This window comes from Methyloceanibacter sp. (assembly GCF_051306395.1).
Classification (GTDB): Bacteria; Pseudomonadota; Alphaproteobacteria; order Rhizobiales; family Methyloligellaceae; genus Methyloceanibacter.
This window is the reverse complement of sequence record NZ_JBPPND010000071.1, coordinates 26,691-49,487: the sequence shown is the minus strand read 5'-3', so window position 1 is coordinate 49,487 and position 22,797 is coordinate 26,691. Positions and strand designations below refer to the sequence as shown.

General features: G+C 64.2%; 26 protein-coding genes and 2 tRNA genes. 15 read left to right on the top strand and 13 right to left on the bottom strand.

Features of this window, described 5'->3' with window-relative positions; genetic code table 11:
* The first annotated feature begins 45 nt into the window (after positions 1–45).
* Together ACSLE4_RS04480 and ACSLE4_RS04475 are read left to right on the top strand one after the other, a co-directional pair.
* Positions 46–972 carry a sulfite exporter TauE/SafE family protein gene (locus ACSLE4_RS04480; RefSeq protein ID WP_435903274.1) on the top strand — a complete coding sequence of 309 codons (927 nt, stop codon included), beginning with the start codon at positions 46–48 and terminating at the stop codon, positions 970–972.
* Positions 972–1,781 carry a TIGR02186 family protein gene (locus tag ACSLE4_RS04475; protein WP_435903273.1) on the top strand — a complete coding sequence of 270 codons (810 nt, stop codon included), beginning with the start codon at positions 972–974 and terminating at the stop codon, positions 1,779–1,781. Before ACSLE4_RS04480 ends, ACSLE4_RS04475 begins: the two co-directional genes overlap by 1 nt.
* A gap of 8 nt (positions 1,782–1,789) precedes the next feature.
* Here the strand turns inward: ACSLE4_RS04475 and pdeM are convergent, their stop codons facing one another.
* On the bottom strand, positions 1,790–2,515 hold the full coding sequence (gene pdeM / locus ACSLE4_RS04470; RefSeq protein ID WP_435903272.1) for a ligase-associated DNA damage response endonuclease PdeM: 726 nt from the start codon (positions 2,513–2,515) through the stop codon (positions 1,790–1,792).
* The gene (locus ACSLE4_RS04465) at positions 2,502–5,060 is read right to left on the bottom strand and encodes a ligase-associated DNA damage response DEXH box helicase (protein ID WP_435903271.1); all 2,559 of its coding nucleotides are present in this window, start codon (positions 5,058–5,060) and stop codon (positions 2,502–2,504) included. Before ACSLE4_RS04465 ends, pdeM begins: the two co-directional genes overlap by 14 nt.
* A 109-nt stretch (positions 5,061–5,169) precedes the next feature.
* Between ACSLE4_RS04465 and ACSLE4_RS04460 the strand changes: the two genes are divergently transcribed.
* Positions 5,170–5,475 carry a DUF6460 domain-containing protein gene (locus tag ACSLE4_RS04460; RefSeq protein ID WP_435903270.1) on the top strand — a complete coding sequence of 102 codons (306 nt, stop codon included), beginning with the start codon at positions 5,170–5,172 and terminating at the stop codon, positions 5,473–5,475.
* Here ACSLE4_RS04460 and arsC read toward each other — a convergent pair.
* Genes arsC through ACSLE4_RS04445 form a run of 3 tightly spaced genes read right to left on the bottom strand, consistent with a single transcriptional unit; the run spans position 5,472 to position 7,248 of the window.
* The gene (gene arsC / locus ACSLE4_RS04455) at positions 5,472–5,819 is read right to left on the bottom strand and encodes an arsenate reductase (glutaredoxin) (protein ID WP_435903269.1); all 348 of its coding nucleotides are present in this window, start codon (positions 5,817–5,819) and stop codon (positions 5,472–5,474) included. The genes ACSLE4_RS04460 and arsC overlap by 4 nt on opposite strands.
* Positions 5,816–6,901: a quinone-dependent dihydroorotate dehydrogenase gene (locus ACSLE4_RS04450; protein ID WP_435903268.1), complete on the bottom strand. Its 1,086-nt coding sequence runs from the start codon at positions 6,899–6,901 to the stop codon at positions 5,816–5,818. The genes arsC and ACSLE4_RS04450 overlap by 4 nt, the downstream gene beginning before the upstream one ends.
* Positions 6,898–7,248: a DUF952 domain-containing protein gene (locus tag ACSLE4_RS04445; protein ID WP_435903267.1), complete on the bottom strand. Its 351-nt coding sequence runs from the start codon at positions 7,246–7,248 to the stop codon at positions 6,898–6,900. The genes ACSLE4_RS04450 and ACSLE4_RS04445 overlap by 4 nt, the downstream gene beginning before the upstream one ends.
* 137 nt (positions 7,249–7,385) lie before the next feature.
* On the opposite strand from ACSLE4_RS04445, the gene ACSLE4_RS04440 reads away from it, so the two are divergent.
* The 3 genes from ACSLE4_RS04440 to ACSLE4_RS04430 all read left to right on the top strand — a co-directional run bounded on the left by ACSLE4_RS04440 (position 7,386) and on the right by ACSLE4_RS04430 (position 9,066).
* Complete coding sequence (locus ACSLE4_RS04440; protein WP_435903266.1) at positions 7,386–7,586, top strand: hypothetical protein; 201 nt, start codon at positions 7,386–7,388, stop codon at positions 7,584–7,586.
* A 145-nt stretch (positions 7,587–7,731) separates the two neighbouring features.
* Positions 7,732–8,373 (top strand): S24 family peptidase, encoded by a 642-nt coding sequence (locus ACSLE4_RS04435; RefSeq protein WP_435903265.1) that lies wholly within the window; start codon positions 7,732–7,734, stop codon positions 8,371–8,373.
* A 45-nt stretch (positions 8,374–8,418) separates the two neighbouring features.
* Positions 8,419–9,066, top strand: a complete 648-nt coding sequence (locus ACSLE4_RS04430) for a thermonuclease family protein (RefSeq protein ID WP_435903264.1) — start codon at positions 8,419–8,421, stop codon at positions 9,064–9,066.
* Between the two features lie 118 nt (positions 9,067–9,184).
* Here ACSLE4_RS04430 and ACSLE4_RS04425 read toward each other — a convergent pair whose 3' ends face one another.
* Positions 9,185–9,598 carry a hypothetical protein gene (locus tag ACSLE4_RS04425; RefSeq protein ID WP_435903263.1) on the bottom strand — a complete coding sequence of 138 codons (414 nt, stop codon included), beginning with the start codon at positions 9,596–9,598 and terminating at the stop codon, positions 9,185–9,187.
* 133 nt (positions 9,599–9,731) lie between these two features.
* Positions 9,732–11,354 carry a lysine--tRNA ligase gene (locus ACSLE4_RS04420; protein ID WP_435903262.1) on the bottom strand — a complete coding sequence of 541 codons (1,623 nt, stop codon included), beginning with the start codon at positions 11,352–11,354 and terminating at the stop codon, positions 9,732–9,734.
* Between the two features lie 168 nt (positions 11,355–11,522).
* Here ACSLE4_RS04420 and ACSLE4_RS04415 point away from each other — a divergent pair, with 168 nt between their 5' ends.
* Both ACSLE4_RS04415 and ACSLE4_RS04410 read left to right on the top strand, forming a co-directional pair.
* Positions 11,523–11,936 (top strand): tellurite resistance TerB family protein, encoded by a 414-nt coding sequence (locus tag ACSLE4_RS04415; RefSeq protein WP_435903261.1) that lies wholly within the window; start codon positions 11,523–11,525, stop codon positions 11,934–11,936.
* Between the two features lie 124 nt (positions 11,937–12,060).
* Positions 12,061–12,339, top strand: coding sequence for a hypothetical protein (locus ACSLE4_RS04410; protein ID WP_435903260.1), 279 nt, complete (start codon positions 12,061–12,063; stop codon positions 12,337–12,339).
* A 4-nt stretch (positions 12,340–12,343) separates the two neighbouring features.
* Here ACSLE4_RS04410 and ACSLE4_RS04405 read toward each other — a convergent pair whose 3' ends face one another.
* Entirely contained in the window at positions 12,344–13,636 is a 1,293-nt protein-coding gene (locus tag ACSLE4_RS04405) for a hypothetical protein (RefSeq protein WP_435903259.1), read from the bottom strand.
* Positions 13,637–14,000: 364 nt separating this feature from the next.
* Positions 14,001–14,663 carry an NADPH-dependent F420 reductase gene (locus tag ACSLE4_RS04400; protein ID WP_435903258.1) on the bottom strand — a complete coding sequence of 221 codons (663 nt, stop codon included), beginning with the start codon at positions 14,661–14,663 and terminating at the stop codon, positions 14,001–14,003.
* 106 nt (positions 14,664–14,769) lie between these two features.
* Here ACSLE4_RS04400 and ACSLE4_RS04395 point away from each other — a divergent pair, with 106 nt between their 5' ends.
* The 3 genes from ACSLE4_RS04395 (at position 14,770) to ACSLE4_RS04385 (ending at position 17,533) form a co-directional block, all read left to right on the top strand.
* Entirely contained in the window at positions 14,770–15,702 is a 933-nt protein-coding gene (locus ACSLE4_RS04395; protein WP_435903292.1) for a LysR family transcriptional regulator, read from the top strand.
* 137 nt (positions 15,703–15,839) lie between these two features.
* Positions 15,840–16,493: an HdeD family acid-resistance protein gene (locus ACSLE4_RS04390; protein ID WP_435903257.1), complete on the top strand. Its 654-nt coding sequence runs from the start codon at positions 15,840–15,842 to the stop codon at positions 16,491–16,493.
* A gap of 173 nt (positions 16,494–16,666) precedes the next feature.
* Complete coding sequence (locus tag ACSLE4_RS04385; protein ID WP_435903256.1) at positions 16,667–17,533, top strand: sterol desaturase family protein; 867 nt, start codon at positions 16,667–16,669, stop codon at positions 17,531–17,533.
* Here ACSLE4_RS04385 and ACSLE4_RS04380 read toward each other — a convergent pair.
* From ACSLE4_RS04380 to ACSLE4_RS04370, 3 genes are all read right to left on the bottom strand, one after another.
* On the bottom strand, positions 17,530–18,393 hold the full coding sequence (locus ACSLE4_RS04380; protein WP_435903255.1) for a transporter substrate-binding domain-containing protein: 864 nt from the start codon (positions 18,391–18,393) through the stop codon (positions 17,530–17,532). The genes ACSLE4_RS04385 and ACSLE4_RS04380 overlap by 4 nt on opposite strands.
* Positions 18,394–19,057: 664 nt before the next feature.
* Positions 19,058–19,139: transfer RNA gene (locus tag ACSLE4_RS04375), tRNA-Thr, on the bottom strand.
* Positions 19,140–19,345: 206 nt separating this feature from the next.
* A tRNA-Gly gene (locus ACSLE4_RS04370) sits at positions 19,346–19,420 on the bottom strand.
* Between the two features lie 123 nt (positions 19,421–19,543).
* On the opposite strand from ACSLE4_RS04370, the gene ACSLE4_RS04365 reads away from it, so the two are divergent.
* On the top strand, positions 19,544–20,521 hold the full coding sequence (locus ACSLE4_RS04365) for a radical SAM protein (RefSeq protein ID WP_435903254.1): 978 nt from the start codon (positions 19,544–19,546) through the stop codon (positions 20,519–20,521).
* 20 nt (positions 20,522–20,541) lie between these two features.
* Complete coding sequence (locus ACSLE4_RS04360) at positions 20,542–21,327, top strand: haloacid dehalogenase type II (RefSeq protein WP_435903253.1); 786 nt, start codon at positions 20,542–20,544, stop codon at positions 21,325–21,327.
* Here the strand turns inward: ACSLE4_RS04360 and ACSLE4_RS04355 are convergent.
* Positions 21,310–21,945, bottom strand: coding sequence for a hypothetical protein (locus ACSLE4_RS04355; RefSeq protein ID WP_435903252.1), 636 nt, complete (start codon positions 21,943–21,945; stop codon positions 21,310–21,312). The genes ACSLE4_RS04360 and ACSLE4_RS04355 overlap by 18 nt on opposite strands.
* Positions 21,946–22,078: 133 nt before the next feature.
* On the opposite strand from ACSLE4_RS04355, the gene ACSLE4_RS04350 reads away from it, so the two are divergent.
* Positions 22,079–22,459 carry a hypothetical protein gene (locus ACSLE4_RS04350; RefSeq protein ID WP_435903251.1) on the top strand — a complete coding sequence of 127 codons (381 nt, stop codon included), beginning with the start codon at positions 22,079–22,081 and terminating at the stop codon, positions 22,457–22,459.
* 83 nt (positions 22,460–22,542) lie between these two features.
* Entirely contained in the window at positions 22,543–22,791 is a 249-nt protein-coding gene (locus ACSLE4_RS04345; protein ID WP_435903250.1) for a hypothetical protein, read from the top strand.
* The last annotated feature ends 6 nt before the right edge of the window (positions 22,792–22,797 follow it).

Below are 22,797 nucleotides of genomic sequence, written 5' to 3'. Positions count from 1 at the left end.
GGCGAACAGGTTGCCAAAACGCCCGCTCTCTCAACGCCACGGCCGATGTTTCAAATTTATCTGCCCATTGCCGAGATCTCAGTGAACCTCGTGGTGATGCTGGGACTTGGCGCGGCGGTGGGCTTTCTGTCGGGCATGTTCGGCGTCGGCGGCGGCTTCCTGCTCACGCCGCTCCTGATGCTGTCGGGCATCCCGCCGGCCATTGCCGTGGCCACGGGCGCCAATCAGATCGTCGGCACCTCGGTCTCGGGCACGATGGCACAGTGGCGGCGCGGCAATGTCGACCTTCAGATGGGCGCGGTGCTCATCGCCGGTGGCGTGGTCGGGGCGCTGGCCGGCGTCTTTCTCCTCAAAATCTTGCGCGAGGCCGGCCAGGCGGGGCTGATGATCTCGCTGACCTATGTGTTCTTCCTCGGCTCGATCGGCGCGCTGATGCTGTGGGAGAGCGTCAACGCGATAAGGCGTCAGCGGGCCGGCAAGAGCGTCTCCGCGCGCAAGGCAAGCCAGCACAATTGGATTCACGGCCTGCCGTTCAAGATGCGCTTTCCGCGCTCGCGTCTCTATATCAGCGCCATCCCGCCGCTGGTCATCGGCTGCCTGGTCGGTCTCCTCGCCGCGTTCCTCGGCGTCGGCGGCGGCTTCATCATGGTGCCGGCGATGATCTATCTGCTGCGCATGCCGACCAACATCGTCGTCGGCACCTCGATCTTCCAGATCATTTTCGTCACGGCCATCGTCACGCTGCTGCACGCAACCCTGAACCATACGCTCGACATCATGCTCGCATTCCTGCTCATCATCGGGGGCGTGATCGGCGGTCAGTTCGGCGTGCGCGCCGGCCAGAAGCTGCGCGGCGAGCAATTGCGCGCGCTGCTGGCCCTCATGGTGCTCGGCGTCGCGATCCGCATTCTGCTCGACCTGGTGATCCGGCCGTCCGAGCTCTACAGCATCGTTCCGTTGGTGGGGTCGTGATGGGCGCCACGATCCTCCGTCTCACCGCACTTCTCCTCGCGCTTTTGTGCATGCCGGCGCGCGCGCAAGACGCCGTGACGCCGCCGGAGGTGAAGCCGGGCACCAGCCAGGAAACGGTTCAGTCGGACATCTCGACGCGCGAGATCGCCATCCAGTCGAACTTCACCGGCATCGAGATCCTCATCTTCGGCAGCATCGATTTCAGCGACTCGCGCACGCCGGGCGAAGGCACATACGACGTGATCGCTGTGGTGCGCGGTCCGTCCGAGCCCATCGTGCTCCGCAAGAAGGAGCGGGTAGCCGGAATTTGGGTCAACGGCCCCGCCAAGGCCTACGGTAGCGTGCCCGGTTTCTATGCGGTGCTCTCCACGCGGCCGTTTCGGGCGATCGCTTCCGACGCGACCTTGAAGGACCTCGGCATCGGCCTCTCCGATCTCGATTTCGGCCGCTACACGAAGGGGGATCCGCAAGAGCAGTCCTTCCGCTCGGCGATGGTCCGGCTGAGAGAGGACAAGAAGCTCTTTCAAGAAGACGACGACGGCGTGAGGTTCATCGGCCGCAGCCTGTTCCGCGCCACGGTCGCGCTCCCGGTCAACGTGCCCACCGGGCGCTACACGGCCGACGTCTATCTGTTCCGCGACGGCGAGGTGGTGAGCAAGAGCCAGGGCTCGCTCGAAGTGACCAAAGCAGGGATCGAAGCTTTCATCTACCAGCTCGCCTTCCTGCACCCGTTCCTCTACGGCCTGCTCGGCGTCATCATCGCCGTGCTTTCGGGTCTCGCCGGCTGGTTCGCCTTCCGGCGCGACTAGGCCGGTCGCTAATCCGGCAGCAGCAGGCTGCCGAGCACCGGATAGACCGCGTGCCGGCCCATCATCCAGGCTTCCAGCCGGTGCCAGAGGAAGAGCGGCCGAAACGCCTCATGCAGCACGTTGAGCCCGCCCGCGTAGGCGCCGAAGGCCGGCATGACCAGGCGGCTGCCATCGGTGGCGAAACAGCGGCGGCGGACCACCGTGCCCCGCCGCGAGATGCGCGCGATCGGGTGGAGATGCCCCACGATCTCCGGACCCGTTGCCTGGTCCGACGGTTCGTGGCGCAAGACGACGCCCGCCATGGTCAGCGTGGCGCAGACCGTGCCGCCGATGCTTTCGGGCAGATGCGGGTCGTGATTGCCGCAGATCCAAAACCAGTCGCGGCCTTTCTGGAGTTTCATCAGGAGCGCGAAATCGTCCTCGACCAGATTGTCGGCGCACTCGCTGCGATGGAAGCTATCGCCGAGCGCCACGACGCGGCCCGGGTCCACGGCGGCGATGATCTTGCCGAGGCGGGACAGCGTGGAGCGTGTGTCGTACGGGGGAAGCAGCATGCCGCGGGCGGCATAGGCGGCGCCCTTCTCCAGATGGAGATCGGCCACGAGGAGCGTGTCCTCCGCCTCCCAATAGAGCGCGCCCGCCGCCAGCGGCTTCAGCGTATGGGGGCCCACGGTGAGATGTGAGCGAAGCGTGGGCGCCGTTTCCGGCATGAGATCGAGCCTAGCGCGCAGCATGTTTCCCCAAAGCCTCCGCGATGAGTTCTTCGGCGGTCTCACGCAACAAGGTGTCGCCGACGTCACTTGGAACGCTTTCGCGTCCGATCTCGAGCATGACCGGTACGGCAATCGGCGAAACGTGACTGAGCTCACTATGCCTGATTCGACCGCCGATCCGCTTGAGGAATTGCCCCAAGCGGCCGAGATCGATCAGGCCTGAGGCCGCGTCGGCGAAAGCAGCCTTCAGCAGGACGTGGTCCGGCTCGTGCTGACGCAGAACGTCGTAGATGAGATCGGACGAGACGGTCATCTGCCGCCCGGTCTTCTCCTGCCCGGGATGACGCCGCTCGATCAGCCCTGAGATGATGGCGCAGACGCGGAACGAGCGCTTCATCAGGTTCGACTCCGCGAGCCAAGCGTCGAGGTCGTCGCCCAGCATGTCTTCGTCGAAGAGTTGCGCGAGGTCGAGGCGCCCGTCGCGGATCATCGCGCTCATGTCGTTGAGCCCCCAGACGGCGAGCGCGTACTCGTTGGCGACGAAGCCGGTCGGCGCGGCGCCTGCCCGCTCCAGCCGCCGCGTCAGCAGCATGCCGAGGCTTTGGTGGGCGAGACGCCCCTCGAAGGGGTAGCAGACGAGGTAGTGGCGCTGCCCGCGCGGGAATGTCTCGATCAGCATCTCCTCGGCGGAGGGAACAACCGAAAAATCGGCTTGTAGCCTGAGCCAATCGGAGACCTGGCCCGGCAGCTTCGCCCAGGCGCCGCGCTCCGCCAGCATCCGGCGCACGCGGCCGGCGAGATAGGTGGAGAGCGGAAACTTGCCGCCTTCATAGGCGGGTACCTTGGGATCGGCGGCATGCGCCCGGGTGACGATGGCATCCATCTCGCGCAAACCCTCGAAGCGCAGCACCTCGCCGGCGAAGACGAAAGTGTCGCCGGGAGCGAGCTGCTCGATAAAATACTCCTCCACCTCGCCCAAGACGCGCCCCCCGGCGACCATACCGGACTTGCCGACGCCGCCCTTGAGGCGTGCAAGCCGCACGCGCAGCATCGGCGCCTCGACGATGGTGCCGACATTGAGCCGGTATTGCTGCGCGATGCGAGGATGCGCGACGCGGTATTCGCCCTCCTTGGTGAGTTTCAGCTTGGCGTAGCGCTCATAGTTGGCGAGCGCGTAGCCGCCGGTAGCGACGAAGGCGAGCACCTGGTCGAACCCCTCGCGGGTGAGCCCCTGATAGGGCGAGGCGCTGGTCACCTCCCGATAGAGCCGGTCCGGATCGAAGGGCTCCGCGCAAGCCACGCCGAGAATGTGCTGGGCGAGCACGTCGAGCGCGCCGGGGCGCGTGGGCGGGGTGTCTTGCGCCCCCTCCTCCGCCGCTTCGAGCGCCGCCTGACACTCCATCACCTCGAAGCGGTTGGCGGGCACCAGCAGCGCCTTGCTCGGCTCATCCAGCCGGTGATTGGCGCGGCCGATGCGCTGGGCGAGACGGCTTGCGCCTTTCGGCGCGCCGACATTGATGACGAGATCGACAGCGCCCCAGTCAATGCCGAGGTCGAGGGTCGAGGTGCAGACCACGGCGCGGAGCTTGCCCGCGACCATGGCCGCCTCGACTTTGCGCCGTTGACCCACGTCGAGGGAGCCGTGATGGAGCGCGATGGGCAGGTTGTCGTCGTTGCAGCGCCACAGCTCGTGGAACAACATCTCGGCTTGCGAGCGCGTGTTGACGAACATGAGCGACATGTTGTGCGATTTGATCGCCGCGTACATCTCCGGCAACGCGTAGCGCGCCGAATGGCCGGCCCAGGGAAGATCGGCGTTCGATTTGAGGATGGCGATGTCGGCCTTGACGGCGCCGTCCGCCGTGACGATCTCGGCCAGCCTTGTGGCACTCTGGCCCTTGTGGGGCACGAGGAAGGCGGCAAGCTCGGAAGGTCGCGCCACAGTGGCCGATAGGCCGATTGCCGTAAGTTCCGGCGCAAGCGTGCGCAACCTCGCAAGATCGAGAGAAAGCAGATCGCCGCGCTTGCTGGTGGCGAGCGCGTGCAGCTCATCTAGGATCACGCATTTCAATCCGCCGAACAGTTCCGCGGCGCTTTTGTGGGAGAGCATCAGCGCGATCTGCTCGGGCGTGGTCAGCAAGATGTCGGGCGGCAGCACGCGCTGGCGCGCGCGGCGCGATTGCGGCGTGTCGCCGGTGCGGGTCTCGAGCTGAATGGGCAGCCCCATCTCAACCACGGGCGTAGCGAGGTTGCGCGCGATATCGGTGGCAAGTGCCTTGAGCGGCGAGACATAAAGTGTGTGGACGCTTCGCGCCGGCGTTTGCGCGTGCGGCCGCGCGGCGAGATCGATCAGGCTCGGCAGGAAGCCGGCCAAGGTCTTGCCGCCGCCGGTTGGCGCGATGAGCAGCGTGTCGCGGCCCGATGAGACCGTGTCGAGCAGCGCAAGCTGATGAGGTCGCGGGCGCCAGCCGCGCGAGGCGAACCAGCCGGCGAAGGACTCAGGCAGTCGCGCGCCGGGCTCGTCCGCTTCGCCCGCTTGTCTTGCCAGCCCCTTTCGCGCGCTCACGCAACCCTCTCCTTCTTGATCTTCGCCGCCGTCTTGACCTTCGCGGCTTTGCGCCCCAACTGTGGTACAGATTCGACTGAAACGCCCACGATTCAGAGGGAACGGACAGATGGAACGGTTTTTTGGCGGCAATCCGGCGCTCGTGCTTGCCCGGCTCGCCATCCTATCCTTGATCGTGGGCGTGGTCCTGGCGGCGCTGGGTTTCAGCCCCTACGACATCCTCCAGAACCTGCGCGACCTCGCGGCCCGCATCTATGACATGGGCTTCGCGGCGATCGAGAAGGGCTTCCGCTACTTCCTGCTCGGCGCGGTGATCGTCTTCCCGGTCTGGCTTGTGATGCGCGCGTTCAAGATCTTCGGCCGCGAGACCGGGGCGGAAATGGCCGAGACCGGCCCGCCCAAACGCGAAGCCTAAAGAATCTTCAACACCGCTTCCGGCGGGCGGCCGATGGCCGCCCTTTCGCCCGATACTACGATCGGCCGCTCGATGAGGATCGGGTTCTCGACCATCAGCGCGAGCAACTCGTCGTCCTTGATGTCCTTATCCTTGAGCCCAAGCTCGGCGTAGCGCGCCTCGCCCGTGCGCACGATGTCGCGCGCCGTGAGGCCAAGCTTCTTGAGGATGCGCTTCAATTCGGCGACGGAGGGCGGCGCCTTCAGATAGTCGACGATCTTTGGGGCAACACCCTTGTCCTCGATCAGCGCCAGTGTCTGGCGCGACTTCGAGCAGCGCGGGTTGTGATAGATCGTGACCGTCATACGACCAGCTCCGGGAGTTGCTTCTCCGCCCATTCGTCCGCGCGGCGGCCGATCAGCGGCGCGAGGGTGTTGGATTTCTCGTCGTCCATGGCCGCAACCAAGGTGCGCTTGATGCGGCCGATCAGGCCGGGCCCTTCGAACACGAGACCGGTGTAGAGCTGGATGAGCGACGCGCCCGCCTCGATCTTGGCGAGCGCGGTCTCGCCGGAGTCTATGCCGCCCACACCGATCAGCGGCAGCTTGCCCTCGGTGATTTGATAGACGCGGGCAAGCATGCGCGTGGCGCGATCGAACAGCGGCCGGCCCGACAAGCCGCCGGTTTCGCGGATGAGCGTCTCATCGTTCACGCCGTCGCGGGCGAGCGTGGTGTTGGAGATGACGATGCCGTCGGCGCCGCTGTCCTTGATGACGGCGACCACTTCGGGCAGGTCGGCGTCGGCGAGATCCGGCGCGAGCTTGATGAGCAGCGGCGGAGTGTCACCCAAGCCTTTGCGTGCGTCCTGTACCTTGTCGAGCAGCTCGCCGAGCTTTCGCGGCGCCTGGAGGTCGCGCAGGCCCGGCGTGTTGGGCGAAGAGATGTTCACGGTGAAGTAGCTCGCCACGGGCGCCATGCGCGTGATGCCGTCCACATAATCGGCGATGCGGTCCTTGCTGTCCCGGTTGACCCCGAGATTGACTCCCACGATGCCGTCCGGTTTGGCGCGCAGCCGCTTCAGGGCGGCTTCCTGGCCTTCGTTATTGAAGCCGAGGCGATTGACGATGGCGCGGTCCGCATGAGAGCGGAACACGCGCGGGCTCGGATTGCCGGGCTGCGCGCGGGGCGTCAGCGTACCGACCTCGACGAAGCCGAAGCCCATATCGAGAAGCTGACGCGGGGCGCGCGCATTCTTGTCGAAGCCCGGCGCCATGCCGATTGGATTGGGGAAGTCGAGACCGAACACCGTCTGTCTCAGCCGCGTGTCGTCGGGTCCGGAGGGGCGGGGATAAACTCCGAGCTCGAGGGTCTTGAGGGCAAGGTCATGGGCGCGCTCCGGATCGAGGGCGAGCAGAAGCGTCTGGCCCAAACCGAACAAGGCACTCACTCGGTAAACCCGTCGGGCAGGATGTGGGTGTTGTCATCGTCGAGCCGGAGCGGCTTGGCCGAGAGAACCGAATCAAGTGGAAGCGGCGCGTAGAGATGGGGGAAAAGATCGCCGCCGCGGGATTCCTCCCATTTCAGTGCCGGTCCGAGCCTGTCGGGATCGACGGCCAGAAGCAGCAAATCCTCCTGGCCGGCGTAATGCTTGGCCAGCGTGGTCTCGACCTGATGGCGGGCGGAGAGGTGAATGAAGCCGTCGCGCAGATCGTCGGACGTCCCTAAGAAACACCCTTCGCTCTTGGCCGCTTCATAGGCGGCATCGGCGAGGATCTTGTAGAGGGGCTTGGGCATGGCGTCTGGCGGAGACTAGCGGTCCCGTCGGCCCCCAACAAGGACCGCCGGGGCACCTGCGTAAAATTGCCGTGGACGGTGGCGTTCGGCGCCCAACCTCCTGTATGGTCCCGCGAAACGCATTTCCCGGAGACCTGATGAGCTATTCCATCCGGCGGGGCACCCCGCCCAACACCAGAACCGTCATGCGCCTGACGACGCGGGACACCGTCAGCCAAGCGCGTGCGCTGATCGCCGAAGGCGATCTCGAATTCCGCATCTTCAACAGCCGGGGCGAGCCGGTCGAGCTTCAAGCGCTCGAACGCGCTCTGCATTCGCTGCCGGAGCGGGCCTCCTAACACCGCGGGTCCCTGCCGAGCCGGCACGGGCGACGCTACCTGAGTCCGCAACTCAAAGGTGGTGGACAACGCAGGCAAATAAGCCATAATTCCTATAAATAAGTATTATTTCTCTGCGAGTGGCTTCATTTGGGGGCCTCCTTCCGTGAACAGGCTCACCCATGCCCGGGTCTGGTCCGCCATCGACGCACTCGCGCGGCGCTATGGCCTGTCCGCCTCTGGGCTTGCCAAGCGCGCCGGGCTGGACCCCACCGCCTTCAACAAATCAAAGCGCGTGACCGGCGAAGGGCGCCCGCGCTGGCCTACTACCGAGAGCATCGCCAAGGTGCTGGGAGCCACCGGCGCCTCCTTCGACGACTTCACGGCGCTGGTCACCTCCGAACCGCGCCGGCGCAACCCGGCCCAGCCGATCCCGCTCATTGGCATGACGCAAGCCGGCGGCGGCGGTTTCTTCGATGACGGCGGCTTTCCGGTGGGCGGCGGCTGGGACCAGATCCGCTTTCCCCGCGTGGACGACGAGAACGCCTACGCGCTCGAAGTCACCGGGGACAGTATGGCGCCGCTCTACCGGGACGGGGATATCCTCATCGTCTCGCCCAACGCGGCGCCGCGCAAAGGCGACCGCGTGGTGCTACGCACGATCGACGGCGAAGTGATGGCCAAGGTGCTGGTGCGGCGCACAGCCAAGACCATCGACCTCGCCTCGCTCAACCCCGCACACCCCAACCTTGTCTTCCCCGTGGAGCGGATCGAGTGGATCGCGCGCATTATCTGGGCAAGCCAGTAGGACGCGTCCTTAAAGCCGCCAAGCATCGCCTCTAGTGTAGGGGTCATGTCGCTCGCCTCGCGCCTTCTCACTGCTTTGGTCGGCCTCGCGCTGATCTGGTTCCTCTGGCCCTTTGGCGGCGACACCGAGGTGGTGAAAATGGTCGAGCCGCCGCCGACCGGCCATCAGGGGCGGCTCTTCACCACGCCCCTGCCAGACGACCCGCCGGCGAAGGCGACACAGGCATCGCCCAAGGACGACGCGGCGGGCCCGGCCGACGAGGACAAGACAGCCGCGCTCGCGCCGGAGGCGGCACAAGAACCGAGGTCAAAACTCAAGGCGACGCGCTTTTACCGCGTAGTGGTCCGGGATGGCGGCACGCTCGAGACGCGCGGTGACTTGGTCATCAAGCTCGAGGGGATCGACGCCTACGCGGCGGACGAGACCTGCAAGGACGCGGAGGGACGGAAATGGTCCTGCGGTAAGAGCGCGCAGGTGGCGCTGACGCGGCTGATCCGGGCGCGCGCTGTCGTGTGCAAGGTGCCCGCTATAGGCACGGTAAGCTCGGTGACGGCGCGCTGCACGCTGGCGGATGCCGACCTCTCCACATGGATGGTGACGCAAGGCTGGGCGAAACCTGAGGCCCCGACGGAGCCCAAACTCGCCAAAGCGGCAGAGGCCGCGCGCAAGAAGAAGATCGGCGTCTGGCGCTAGCCCTACTGCGATTCCCGCGCCGGCGCCGTCCATCGTGCTTATCGGTTCGACCGTCTCCATAAAAAACGGCCCCGAATTTCGGGGCCGTTCTTTTAGCGGGTGAAGCGATCTCGCCAAACTACATCTTGTCCGAGGAGTCCTTCATGTCATCCGACGACTTCTTCGTGTCGTCAGAGGAGTCCATCGGGTCGGCCGGCGTGCCTTCCATGTCCTGCTCGGTGGCCGCATCGGCACTCACCCAGCCCTTGGCGCAGCCCTCTTTCCACTCCTCAGCGGAAATCTTGGCATCCTTGGACGAGTCGACCATCTCAAAATTCGAGATGTACGGCGTGGCCTTGTCTTGGGACAGCGTATCGCCGTCAGGGCTGGCCGTCTCCCAAGCCTTGGTGCATTCGGCCTCGCTCAAGACTTTGCCGGGACGCCCCGACGGGTCCTGATCCTGAGAACCTTTGGGCGGCTCCGCGCCGGGTCCTGCAAACGCATAGGTGGCGCTCGTCAAAAGCATGACGGCAGTCAGGGTTGTGAGTTTCATCAGAAGACTCCTTTTGGGTTTTTCATCAGGGACTGTTCCGCGCGAAGTGTGTTTCGCGGGACCCTGTTGGCTTGAAAACGCATGAGCCGGAGCTGGGTTCCGGATTGTGAGGGATTGGTGCGCAGAGCATGCCTTATGCGGCAAGCTCACCGGCCAACGCCTTCCCGATCAAGGCGCGGGTTTCGGGTATGCCGTAGAGCTCGACAAAGGAGCCGAAGCGCGGCCCTTGGCTCTGGCCGAGCAGCACCTGGTAGAGCGCTTGGAACCAGTCGCGCAACGGCTCGAAGCCGTGCTCCTTGCCGACTGCATACACCTCGTTCTGGATCTCTTCGGCAAGGACCTGTTCGGGCAGCGCCGCAAGACGCTTGTCGAGATCGGCAAGCGCGGCGCGCTCCTTGTCCGCCGGTGCGCGATACTGCTTCGACGGCTTCACGAAATCATGGAAATAGCGGATAGCGTAGCCCACGAGCTCATCGAGCAGCGGGTGACCTTCCGGCGTGGCGTCCGGCATGTAGCGCTGAATGAAACCCCATAACACTTCCCGGTCTTCCGAATTGGACGCGGAGGCCAGGTTGAGAAGAAGCGCAAAACTGATGGGCAATTCGGCTTGCGGCGGGTCGCCCTCATGGACGTGCCACACAGGATTCATCAGCTTCGCCGCCTGCTCCTCCTTCGGGTAGGCGGCGAGATGGCCGACATACTCATCGACCGCGCGCGGGATGACGTCGAAATAAAGCCGCTTCGCCTTTTTCGGGCTTTGATACATGTAGAGCGCGAGACTCTCAGGCGACGCATAGGACAGCCACTCCTCGATGGTGAGACCGTTGCCGCGGGACTTGGAGATCTTCTCGCCGTTCTCGTCGAGGAACAGTTCGTAGTTGAATCCTTCCGGCTGCTGGCGGCCGAGGATGCGGCAGATGCGGCCCGACAAGCGAACCGAGTCGATCAGGTCCTTGCCCGCCATCTCGTAGTCGATGCCGAGCGCGGCCCACCGCATCGCCCAGTCGGCTTTCCACTGCAGCTTGCAATGCCCGCGGGTGACCGCGACCTGGGTGAGCTTTCCGGAGTCGGGATCCTTGTAGACGATCGAGCCCGCGGCGAGATCGCGGTCGATGACCGGCACTTGCAGCACCTTGCCCGTCTCCGGCGAAATGGGCAGGAAGGGGCTATAGGTGGCGCGGCGCTCAGGACCCAGCGTCGGCAAGATCACGTCGCGAATTTCGTCGTAATGCTCGAGCACCCTGAGCAAGGTCGCGTCGAACCGCCCGGACGTGTAGCACTGGGTCGCCGACAAGAACTCGTAGTCGAAGCCGAACGTATCGAGAAACGACTTTAGCCGCGCATTGTTGTGCTGGCCAAAGCTCGGATGTTCGCCGAAAGGATCCGGCACCTGCGTCAGGGGCTTGCCGAGATGCTGCTCGACCATCGCCTTGTTTGGGATGTTGTCCGGGACCTTGCGCAGGCCGTCCATGTCGTCGGAGAAGCAGATGAGCCGGGTCGGCACCTTGTCCTCGGTGAGGACGCGGAACGCATGGCGCACCATAGTGGTGCGCGCGACCTCGCCGAACGTGCCGATATGCGGCAGCCCCGAGGGCCCGTAGCCGGTCTCGAAGATGATGGGGCCGGTGGGCTGCGGGATGCGCTTCAGCCGGCTCAGCACCTTCCGTGCCTCTTCGAACGGCCATGCCTTGCTGACATGGGCGTGGGCGAGAAGTTCGGAGTTGATCTCGATCTTGGCGCTGGGCGGGGAAACCATCGGTGGGATTTCGCTTGGTCTGGAAGGGCGCTCGGCCCGACAAATTTCACAGTTTTCTACGGCGCGCCAGTATTTCCGCCCTGCCCCCACTCGGTGCTTGCCCGGAAACCTGCAATTTCCTACCGTCGCGCCGCTTCGAGCCAACAGGGAAAGAGGGGTGGAGAGCTTATGACTGCGCCAATCGACCATCACGATGCGCTGATCTACGCGATGGTCACCGTATCGGCCGTGGACCGCATGATGACCGACGCCGAGCTTGCCCGCATCGGCGAAATCATCTCCCACCTGCCGATCTTCGACGCCTATGACGCGAACAAGCTCGTCCCAGCCTCCCAGGCCTGCGGAGAAATCTTAAGCGCCGATAACGGTCTTGAGCTGGTTTTAGAACTCCTGCGGAGCACCCTGCCGAAAAAGCTGCACGAGACGGCCTATGCCGTGGCGCTGGAAGTCGCCGCAGCCGACCTCGACGTTAAGCCCGAGGAGACGCGGTTCCTTCAGATGCTCGCCGACGGGTTGGAGCTCGACAAACTCACCACCACGGCCATCGAACGCGGAATCCGTGCGCGCAACGCGGTACTCTAGAACCCGGCTTCACCAATTGCGAACGGTGCGCCACGGAACCGACGCAGCCCTTGGGCGGTTGTTGATAGGATAGGTTTCGACGCAGCCGGTGCGGCTGCGCGCTCAATTCTTAGGAGGACTACACATGTGGGGCTTGGCTGAACGCAAGACGTCCAGATTCGGAAGGGATTTCGACGTCAGCGATGTCTACGACCAGCTCGATACGCTGCGCGGTTACGTGCAGGATCTGACGCAAAGCGCCGGGAAAAGCGCCGGTCACTCGTATGGGCGTGCCCGGGACTTCGCATCCGAGACGGCGCACGACGCAGAGGACATGATGAAGGACAACCTTGTCGCGTCGCTGCTGCTGACGCTCGGCTTCGGCGTGGCGATCGGCTTTCTCATCAGCCGCAGCAGCAAATAGTCGCTTAGTGGGCGAGCTTGGCAGCGCCGGAATATAGCGCGCCACCGATCACGCAAGGTATGGCGATCTGCGCCTGACCGAAGGCGGTTGCCGCAACGCAGCCCGTGGCGATCGCGATCGAGCCTGCGGTCATGCCTTTCGACATTCCGGCGTCCGCCGTCATCTGCCTCTTCTGCGCATCCTCGATGGCACCGAACTGGTCCTTCCGGATGCTCTCGGCCTCGAATAGCTCCGCCGCCTCGATGACATCCTTCAGCGGCTTGGCCACCTCGGGCGGCTGGTTCGGATACTCGGCGCGATAGAGGCTGATCAGCTCGCGGTCGCGTTCGGCATAGGATGCAAGCGTCCATTTCGCCGTGCCGCCGGTGGTGACCTTCTCGATTCCGCCGTCGGATCCCCAGCCTGAGAAGATCTTGCCGAAGGCGAAGCCGCTCTCCTCCTTATCCTTGGACCATTTCAGAGCTTCCATGATGCGCATGACCGGCTCGTGCTGGCCCGTGGCGACGTAGTAGCCCCAATGGGCGTAGATGCCCGGCGCGCCGCCGACATCCAACGCCAGGTCTTGCAGTCTCGGACGCCGCTCCTCGAGGAAGTCGTCGATCAGCGGCTTTCGAAGCGGCATCTTCGCCGCGTTCTTCTCAAGAAGCGTCCGCCAGTCGGGGCGGCCCGAATAGGCGATCGCCCGGATGATGACCTCCTGCTCCTTGTCGGGCATCGGGAACATCTGGGTGACGAGCTTCGGGCCGTCGTTCGGATTGGTGCCCAGCACGCCGGCAATGAAGCCGATGCAGAACCAACGCTGCTCTTCGTCCTTGAACAGGCCGTAATCGAGCATGGCGTGCACCGATGCGGGCACTTTCCAAAGCTGGGGACGGTCGCGGTAGTTGGAGATCCAATCGAGCAGCCGCTCGGCGGAACTGAAATCCGATTGCGGGGCGGCGGCTTGCGCCGCGGGCGCATAGGCAGGCGTGCTCAGGGTCGGGCGGGCGTAGACCGGCTGCGGCGCGGTCTCGCGCGGCGCGATCGCGTCCGGGGTGATCCGCTGCGTCGTGACCGACTGGGGGGCTGCGACCGGTTGCGGCGCGGCAGGCGTAGTATCCTCGCGCGCGGCCTTATCCTCGGTGGTCGCCTGCACCACGGGCACTTCCGGCGGACTAAGCCGTTGTGGGGAGACCGCGGTCTTGGAAACGGAGCTGCTCTTCGGCGCAACGGAAACCGCACCGGATTGAGCGGCGCAAGGCAGCACAAAGCCGAGAACGCCAATAGCGGCGAGCGCTAATGTCGCGACGGTTCGCATGTCATCAGCTTCCTCCCCCAGGCCCCTGAGTGCTGACGAAACAGACACATATGGTTAACGCCCGCGAGGCTCGCGCCTTACGGGAAACATCATGATTTTCAAGCGTTTCGTGGCGATTTAATGGCCGGAGCGTTAACCATAACAAAAGGTTACCGCGCCTTGCGCGCTCTCAAGCCCGTGCTGAATGTCCGGCCGCCCTTCCGACTCGCGGAGCAGGAGGGCGGCCGGGGCCTCGCACTCACGCCGCTAGGGAGCGATTTTCACCGCGCGAGGGAGTTCATCCGGCGCATCTCCTGGGTCTCGTCCTCCACTCGTTCGCCCGCGGGTTCTGGAGTGGCCGACAGGTCAGCCCGCGGGGAAATCCTCATCCGGCCTCGCGCGCCTCCATGTTCACCACGGGGCAAGGCTCGGCCTGTCTGTTCGTCCGGGAGCCGAGGACCAAGGCCAGATCGCGGCCCTTCTCCCCGGTTTCCTCAAGGTGCATCAGCAGCATGCTCAAGGGCTCGAGCAGGCGCGCGGCCCGAAGCTCGCCCACGTCCACCGCCTCGAAGCCGACATCTCTCACCAGCCCCATGACGACGTCCTTCTGCGCGCCGCTCGGGCCCGCCACGAACGCGGCGGCAAGTCCTTGCGGATAGCGGGGGCTCGCCACGGCCCCCGGACCCGTGACGTTGAACGCCTTGAAGAAGGTCGCGTGCCGCGCATGGCTTTGCAGCAACTCGGCGCCCGACGTGTCGAAGCCGAACGCCAGGCGCGTCGCGTTGGTGTTGAGCGGATTGGTGGCGTCGATGACGATCTTTCCGGCGAGCGCCGGTGCGTGCTCGCAGATTAGCGCCTCGGCCGCCGTCCAAGGCGTCGTGAGGATTACCGCATCTGCGCTCGAGATGGCCCGGTCAATGGTCTTGGTAACGAAGCCCGCCGAGACGTTCGGCTCGCGCACAGCGAAAACAACGACGTGGCCTTTGGCCTTGAGGGCCGCGCCTAGAGACGCGCCGACGCGTCCCGCGCCAAGGATGGCGATCCTCATTTCCTCGCCCGCTCTTCTTTCTTTTAGCTCCGGGAAACAGGTCCGGTTTGCTCTTGCAATCAACATGGGGGCTCCACTAGCATTAATCCAATCGATAGGATCGATGATGAGTATCGATCATGCCAATTTAAGCAGGTTGGACCTCAACCTGCTTGTCGCGTTCGACGCACTCTTGACCGAACGGAGCGTGACGCGCGCCGCGGCCCGCGTGGGCCTCGGCCAATCGGCCATGAGCCACAATCTGGCGCGACTTCGCAGTCTGTTCGGCGACGAGCTTCTGACCCGCGGCGCCGACGGCATGCGTCCCACGCCCCGGGCGATGGCGCTCGTCGACCCGGTGCGGATGACGCTGGCGCAAATCCAAGCGGCCGTGCTTCAGCGCGAGGCGTTCGATCCGGCGACCGCGGACAGGGTGTTCCGGATAGGGCTCGCCGACTCCATCGAGGTCGCCGTCATTCCCGCTCTCATCGATCGCCTGCAAGACGAGGCGCCGGGCGTCTCGCTGAGACTGCGCTCCACAAACCGAATGAGCATCCTGGAGGAGCTCGACACCGGCAATCTCGATCTCGGCATCGGCGTGTTCGATCAGGGCCAGAACCATCACAAGCGCCGGCAGCTCTACACCGACAGCTTCCTCTGCCTGTTCAGCAGCGAGCAACTCGGTCTCGCGCCGCCGCTTTCGCTGCAAGACTATTTGCGATGGCCGCATCTCCTGACGAGTCTCGCCGACGATGCCCGCGGCGCCGTCGACGAGGCGCTCGCCAAGCACAAGCTTCGCCGCAGCATCGTCATGACCACGCCGGGATTTCTCGCCGTGCCCTTCGTGGTGCGCCGCGCGCGCGTCATCACCACTATGCCGTCGCGGCTCGCGCGCTACTTCTCAGACGCGTTCGGGCTGGCCACGAGCCCCGTGCCGATCGATCTGCCGAGCTTCACCATCTCGCTTCTATGGCATGCGAGCTTCGACCAAGACCCCGGCCACTACTGGCTGCGACAGACGCTCTCGGCCCTCGTATCCGAGGATAGCCTGGAACTGTGACGCGCGAGACTGGGGGTGTGGACAACTCCCGATTTCACGGCGCGGCCGCTTTATTTTGGTTTCAACATCTGCGCGGATTGGCTTTGCGCGTTCGGTCGACGCGCCGAGACTTTCCCATAACCCCGAAGGAGGCCGTCATGGTTGTAACCATATCAACGGAGCGGCACGACGCGCTGAGCGAGGTCTTGGCCGATAGCTGGTGGGCGGTAGGCCTCCGTGGCCTGCTTGGCGTCGCCTTCGGCCTGATCTGTCTTGTGGTTCCCGCCGCCGCGATTTTGGCGCTCATTCTCCTATTCTCGGCTTACATGCTGGTGGACGGCGTGCTCGCCATCGCCTCGGGCATCAAGGCCGCGCGGAACGGGGAACGCTGGGGTCTGCTGATCCTCGAAGGCGTCGTCGATCTCGCCGCCGGCGTCATCGCGTTCCTGTGGCCCGCGATCACCACCGTAGCCTTCGTCATCCTCATCGCCGTGTGGGCCGTCATCTCCGGCGCATTGATGCTGACCGCGGCCCTCACCTTGAAGATCGACCACGGGCGCTGGTGGCTGGCGCTTGGCGGCATCGCCTCTGTGATCTTCGGCGTCGTGTTGCTGATCGCGCCGGTCGTGGGCGCAGTCGTGCTCACTTGGTGGCTCGGCGCTTATGCCATCGTGTTCGGCGTCATGCTGCTCGTCCTCGCCTTCCAGCTTCACGGCAAGAAGGAGGAACGGGAGATGAAGAAGCCCGCCGCGCGCTCCACCACCCGGACGCCGGCAAAGAAGACTACCCGGCCCGTGGCGAAAAAAGCCTGAGGCGCAAAGCGTGATCTCTTGCGTTCCTGAGGGGCGGTGCTTCGCGGCACCGCCTTTTTTGGTCCACTGATCGCGATCAAGCGCGGTCTCGCTGTTGTGATCCGGTGGTGGTTGGCTTGACGCCGGGGGCGCGCCACACTGACGGACCCCAAAGCAGCGCCTATATCTGTGCCATGGACAATATCTTAGGCCCCAACGACACGGCGATCCGGCTCGGCGTCTTCGCGGGCATCTTTCTGCTGATGGCGCTGATCGAGTTCGCCCTGCCCAAGCGCACGCTAATGGTCTCGAAGGGGCGGCGCTGGCTGACCAATGTGGGGATCAGCGTCGTCGCCAGCCTACTGTTGCGCCTCATGGCGGCGCTCGCCGTGCCCGTCACTGCCGTAGCCGCAGCATTCTACGCGCAAGAAAACAATGTCGGTCTCCTGAACAACGTGGCCTGGCCGGAATGGGTGAAAATCGTCGTCGCACTGGTCGTGCTCGATCTCGCCATCTGGGCGCAGCACCTCGCCTCCCACAAGATCCCGATCCTGTGGCGCCTGCATAAAGTACATCACGCCGATCGCGACATCGACGTAACCACGGCGGTGCGCTTTCACCCAGTCGAGATCGCGCTTTCCATGCTGTGGAAGATCGTTGTGGTGGTGCCGCTCGGCGCATCGCCGCTGGCGGTGTTCCTGTTCGAGGTGATTCTCAATGGTTGCGCGATGTTCAATCACGCCAATATTGACCTGCCGCGCTGGCTCGACCGCGTGATCCGCATCTTCGTGGTGACGCCGGACATGCACCGGGTGCATCACTCGGTGCAGCGGCGCGAGCACAACTCCAATTACGGCTTCAATCTCTCCGTGTGGGACCGGCTGTTTCGGACCTACACGGCGCAGCCAGAAGGCGGCCATCAAGGCATGACGATCGGGCTCACCCCCTATCAGAGCGAGGAGCCTACCCGCTTCGGCTGGAGCTTGTGGCTACCGTTTCGAAACGAGGCTCCGCCGCCCGGGCCCCGGCCGCCGAAGGGCACGCCAAGCAAGCGGGACTAGAAGAAATTCATGGGGAAGTAGCGCAGGAACAGCTCTTCGTAGCGGCCGCTGGCATGGACCTGCTCGAGCCCATAGGTGAGGACCTCGACGAGCTTGCGGTTGCCCTTCTTCACCGCGATGCCGACGCCCTCTCCGAAGAAGCTTGAATCGAGATAAGGCCCGCCGCGAAACTCGCAGCACGACTCGCTGGTCACGCCGTTGAGCCAAAAAGTGAGCGTGATGCCGTCGCCGAAGACGAGATCGATAGCCCCGTCCTTCAGCGCCTTCTGCGCGTCCTCGCTCGTGTCGAAGGTGGCGACGGCCGCAGCAGGAAAAAACTTCTTGAGATAAGCCTCGTGGCCGGTGTCCTTGGCCACGCCGACCTTGAGACCCTCAACCGTCTCGGGGCGGATGTCGTCGAGCTCGCTCTCCTTGTGCGCCGCAAAGCGCGCGGGCGTCGCATAATAGCGCGAGGTGAAGTCGGCGGCCTTCAGGGCTTCGGCCGTGATGCGGATGGAAGCGATGGCCGCATCCGCCTCGCCACGATCCAGGGTCGGAATCAGATCGCTCCAGTTGGTGGCGTTGATCTGGCACTCGACCTCGAGGACCTCACAAATGGCTTGCGCTAGATCGACGTTGAAGCCGGTCAGCGCGCCCACCTCGTCGTAATAATGGAACGGCGGATAGTCGGAGTCGGTGATGAAGCGGATCCTCTCGATTCCCTTCATGTCTGGCTTAGGCCGCAGCGCGTCGCCCTGCCAATTGTCAGGTACGATGGGCTTGGGCCCGGGCTTGGCCTCTTGGGCGTGGACGGTGAACGGCGCCAGGCAGGCGCCTGCAAGCGCCAGCACGGCAAGCCAAACAGGCAAACGTCTTGTCATCGAGAAATCACCAGGCCGCGTCGTGTCACTGTTTCCTCTTAGCGCGGCTTTGCGGGCACTGCCAGCGCGAAGATGCTCGTTATAGTTGTAGTTATTCATTCAGCGCTATTTACTTGTATGCGCCGCATTGCAACTTCCGATTCCGACGGAATATTGCGTCTCGCTCAAAAAGAGCAAGAATACCTCTGGGTGCGTTCTTGGGGGGATTCCCGTAAGGGGGTAGCCATGACCAGATCGATTGTTGTAGCCGCAGCCATCGCTGCCGCGCTTTCATTCTCGACGCCTGCTTTCGCTAATTGCATAGGTTACGCCGGTCCTGGAGGGCCTTGCTACACCGGGCCGGGTGGTGGGCTTTACACCGGGCCTGGCGGTGGTGCGTACACCGGGCCTGGCGGTGGTGCGTACACTGGCCCTGGCGGTGGTGCCTACGCTGGCCCTGGCGGAGCTTGTTATTCCGGTCCCGGTGGTGGCCAGCTACGACAAATGGAACCGACCTTCTCCGTACTGCCAATAGTCGCCCCGCACGCATAGCAGCCTGGGGTAATGCGCAAAGGTCAAAAGAGGAAACTACGCCCCCCGCACTTCTCGATCTGATGAGAAGCACTTCGCTCGCACTTCGCTGCTGGTGGTGGCTTTGCAGCTGCCAGCTAAGTCTCTGTTTTAATGGTGCCGCCGCTCAGGATTGAACTGAGGACCTCGTCATTACCAATGACGCGCTCTGGGGCAATCCGGGCAGCTACAGCGCCCTGTCTCCGCGCGGTGCTCTTCCCCGTGCGCGAGCGACACCGATCATTTCCACTCGGACATATCCGGCTTACTCAGCAACGCACCAAGTCAGGCGAGGCCCGGCCTTTGGACGTTGGTCTGCCTCTTGTACCGACGAAGAATACGGCGCTCCTAAGCGCCTCCTAACGTTCTGTCACCACCGGTGTCACCACCGGCTCAAGAATTATGGAGCGGGTGAGGCGAATCGAACGCCCGACACGTAGCTTGGGAAGCTACTGCTCTACCACTGAGCTACACCCGCCTTCAGCCTCAATACAACGACACGGAACTTAAGAAAAGCAACTTGCCTTCACGCACAGGTGAAGGCGGCCGGTCTTGCGGTTAGGGCGCGAGCGCTTGTTAATGCCCTTGCTGGAGGGCTTTCATGACCGACGCCGCGTTCGCCATGGCCCATGCGAAGTTTGCCGACCCGGACCGGACCGCGGCCGGGGAGCGGCGCGCGCGCGTCAGCCTCGATAGTCTTCGGACCCTGTGGATCAACACAGGCAGCCTCTGCAACATCGCCTGCCGCAATTGCTATATCGAATCGAGCCCCAGCAACGACCGGCTCATCTACATCACGCGCGCGGAAGCCGCCGCCTATCTCGACGAGATCGCCCTCGACGGCTGGCCCGTGACCGAGATCGGCTTCACGGGCGGCGAGCCGTTCATGAACCCGGAAATTCTCGGCTTGCTCGATGACGCGCTGGAGCGGGGCTTCTCGGCGCTGGTGCTGACCAACGCCATGCAGCCGATGCTGCGCCTGAACCTCCGCGAAGGTCTGCTGGCGCTGCGCGAAGCCTATGGCGATCGTCTCACCTTAAGGGTCAGCCTCGACCACTACACTAAGGCCTTTCACGACGAGGAGCGCGGCCCGGGCTCCTTCGACAAGACCCTCGAGGGCCTCGACTGGCTCGCGGCCAACGGCTTTTCGCTGGCGCTCGCGGGACGCACCTGCTGGGGCGAAAGCGAGGCGGATACGCGGACCGGCTACGCCGTGCTTATCAAGTGGCGCGGCTGGCCGGTGGACGCGCGCGACCCAGCCTCTCTCGTATTGTTCCCCGAGATGGACGAGCGCGCGGAGGTTCCCGAGATCACCGAGAGCTGCTGGGGCATTCTCGGCAAATCCCCTTCCGAGGTGATGTGCGCGTCGAGCCGCATGGTGGTGAAGCGTCAAGGGGCGGACGCGCCCGTGGTGCTGCCGTGTACGCTGCTTGCCTACGATCCCGCTTTCGAGATGGGCAGCACGCTGGCCGAGGCAGGGCGCGCGAACGGCGGCATGTTCGACCATGGGGCCGTCAAACTCTGCCATCCCCATTGCGCAAAATTCTGCGTTCTTGGCGGCGGCGCCTGCTCGGCATAACCTGCCTTCGGGGACGATTCATGCCGCTAACACGCCGCGATACGCTTGGCCTGGCCGCAAGCACGCTTGCCGCCACGTTGCTGCCTTCGGTTTCAAGCGCCGAGGAGGCGAAGAAGGACGCGAAGAAGGACGCGAAGATCGAGCTCGTCCTGTTCGATGCTTTTCCCGTCTTCGATCCGCGGCCGATCCTCGAAAGCCTCGAGACGATGGCGCCGGGCCGGGGCGAGAAACTGGGCGAGCTCTGGCGCAACCGGCAATTCGCATATACCTGGCTCCGCACCGTGGCCGGCGAGTACGAAGACTTCTGGAAGGTCACGCGGGATGGCCTGCTCTACGCGGCCGAGGCGATGGACGTGGTGCTCTCGCCGCGTCAGGTCGAGAGAATTATGAACGGCTATCTCACCCTCAAGGCTTGGCCCGACGCGCCAGCGGCGCTGGAGACTCTGAAGGCGGAGGGGCTCCGGCTTGCGTTCCTTTCGAACTTCACGCCGCGCATGCTGGGGGCCGCGATCGAGAGCGCGGGGCTCGAAGGCACCTTCGAGCAGGCCTTGAGCACGGACGCCGTGCGCACCTATAAACCCGACCCCCGCGCCTACCGCCTCGCCATCGAGACCTTGAGCATGCCCCGCGACCGCATCCTATTCGTGCCCTTCGCCGGCTGGGACGCGGCGGGCGCTAAATGGTTCGGCTATGAAACCTTCTGGGTGAACCGGTTGGGCGCGCCGCCCGAAGTGCTCAGCGTAAAGGCCGACGGCATGGGCAGCAATCTGGACGACCTCGTCGCCTATCTACGGCTGCGCGCTTGAGGTGTCGTCCTCCGAGCTATCATCCGACGACGCATCGCCTTCTGCCTTGATTTCGAAGGGCAGCTCGAAGGTCGCCGACTTGTCGCCGGGCTTGTCGGTGAATTTCAGCTCCGCCGCATATTTCCCGGCCGGTGCCTCGGTGAAATCGATGGTGAGCGCGGTCATCACCTCCATGTTCTCGTCACGGCTGTCAAAGGTGAAGGTTCCGAACCCCTCCTGCTCGCCGAGCACGGTGCCCTCGTCGTCCTTGAGAACGAGATCGGCGACAAGCTGAGCATGGTTCAGGCCGTCTTTCTCCTGCCAGGTGAAACCCACCGGCTCGACATAGATGAACAGCTTCTCGCCGGGCTTGAAGGCGCCCTCGGGGCGCGGATCGTAGATGCCGAAGCCCTCGGGCGCCTTGGTGACGAAAATGGCCTTGCGGAACAGAAGCGGCCCCGACTGCCATACCTGAAGGGCGGCCTTGCGCATCGTGTCGTAGGCTTCGAGGTTCTTGCCGTCCTTGGCTTCGCTTTCCGCCTGCTTCGCCAGCCCTGTCAAATCCTCCGCGGCGCCGGCTCCCCCGAACCCCGCACCCGCCGCCAAGGCAAACGCAAGCACGATTGCGGCATGTTTCATGTCGGCCTCCCCCCGAAACCCTCGCAAAATCCGTTAGCGGCGAAGCATCGCATACGGATTACGCTTTCGCCACTCAGACAGCAACGCACGGGATCGGCGTTGTTCCGCTCGGGCGCGCCTATAGAATGAACCCATGGATGCCATCGCTCACGCTTTCTTAGACCCGACTGTTCGCGGCTGGTACCTCATCGGCTGCCTCGCGCTGCTCCTCCTACCGATGGTGGCGCTCTCCGTCTGGTTTCACCGGGGCATCCGACACAGTCCCGGCGGACGGGCCCTGATGCGGAGGCAACGGGGATCTCGGATATGGGCGCGCGGGTCTCTGGCTGACGCCGCCTACAACGCCGGAGACGGCGTATCGATCATGCAGGACATCAATGCGGGCCGGTACGGCCGGCACGCGAAGGCCATGATGAGCCGTGTCTATTGGTTCACCGGCGCATGGGTTGTTCTCAACGCTATCGCCTTCGGCATTCTGATCTGGGCGGACGAGATCAATCGCGTCGTCGAATAACGGGCCGCTCCGGCGTATGGCCCTCGCGTCATAGACACGCTACTGGTCCCTGCCTTTCTTCACGATCATCGAGGACTTTGCCCATGAACGCGATTGCACAGAGCTTGGCGGACCCCACGGTACGGGGCTGGTATCTTGGGTTCTGCCTCGCCTTGGTGCTGCTGCCCATGGTGGCGCTGGCGTTCTGGTACCGCAGTCGGGCAAAGCAGAATTCCGTCGATAGATCCATGCTGCTGCGCGTCTCGCTCCTGACGCTGCTCTGGATGGTGGTCAACGCCTTGGCGTTCGGCCTCCTGATGTGGGCCGACGGCGTGAACGGCATTGCGGGATAGCAGCGC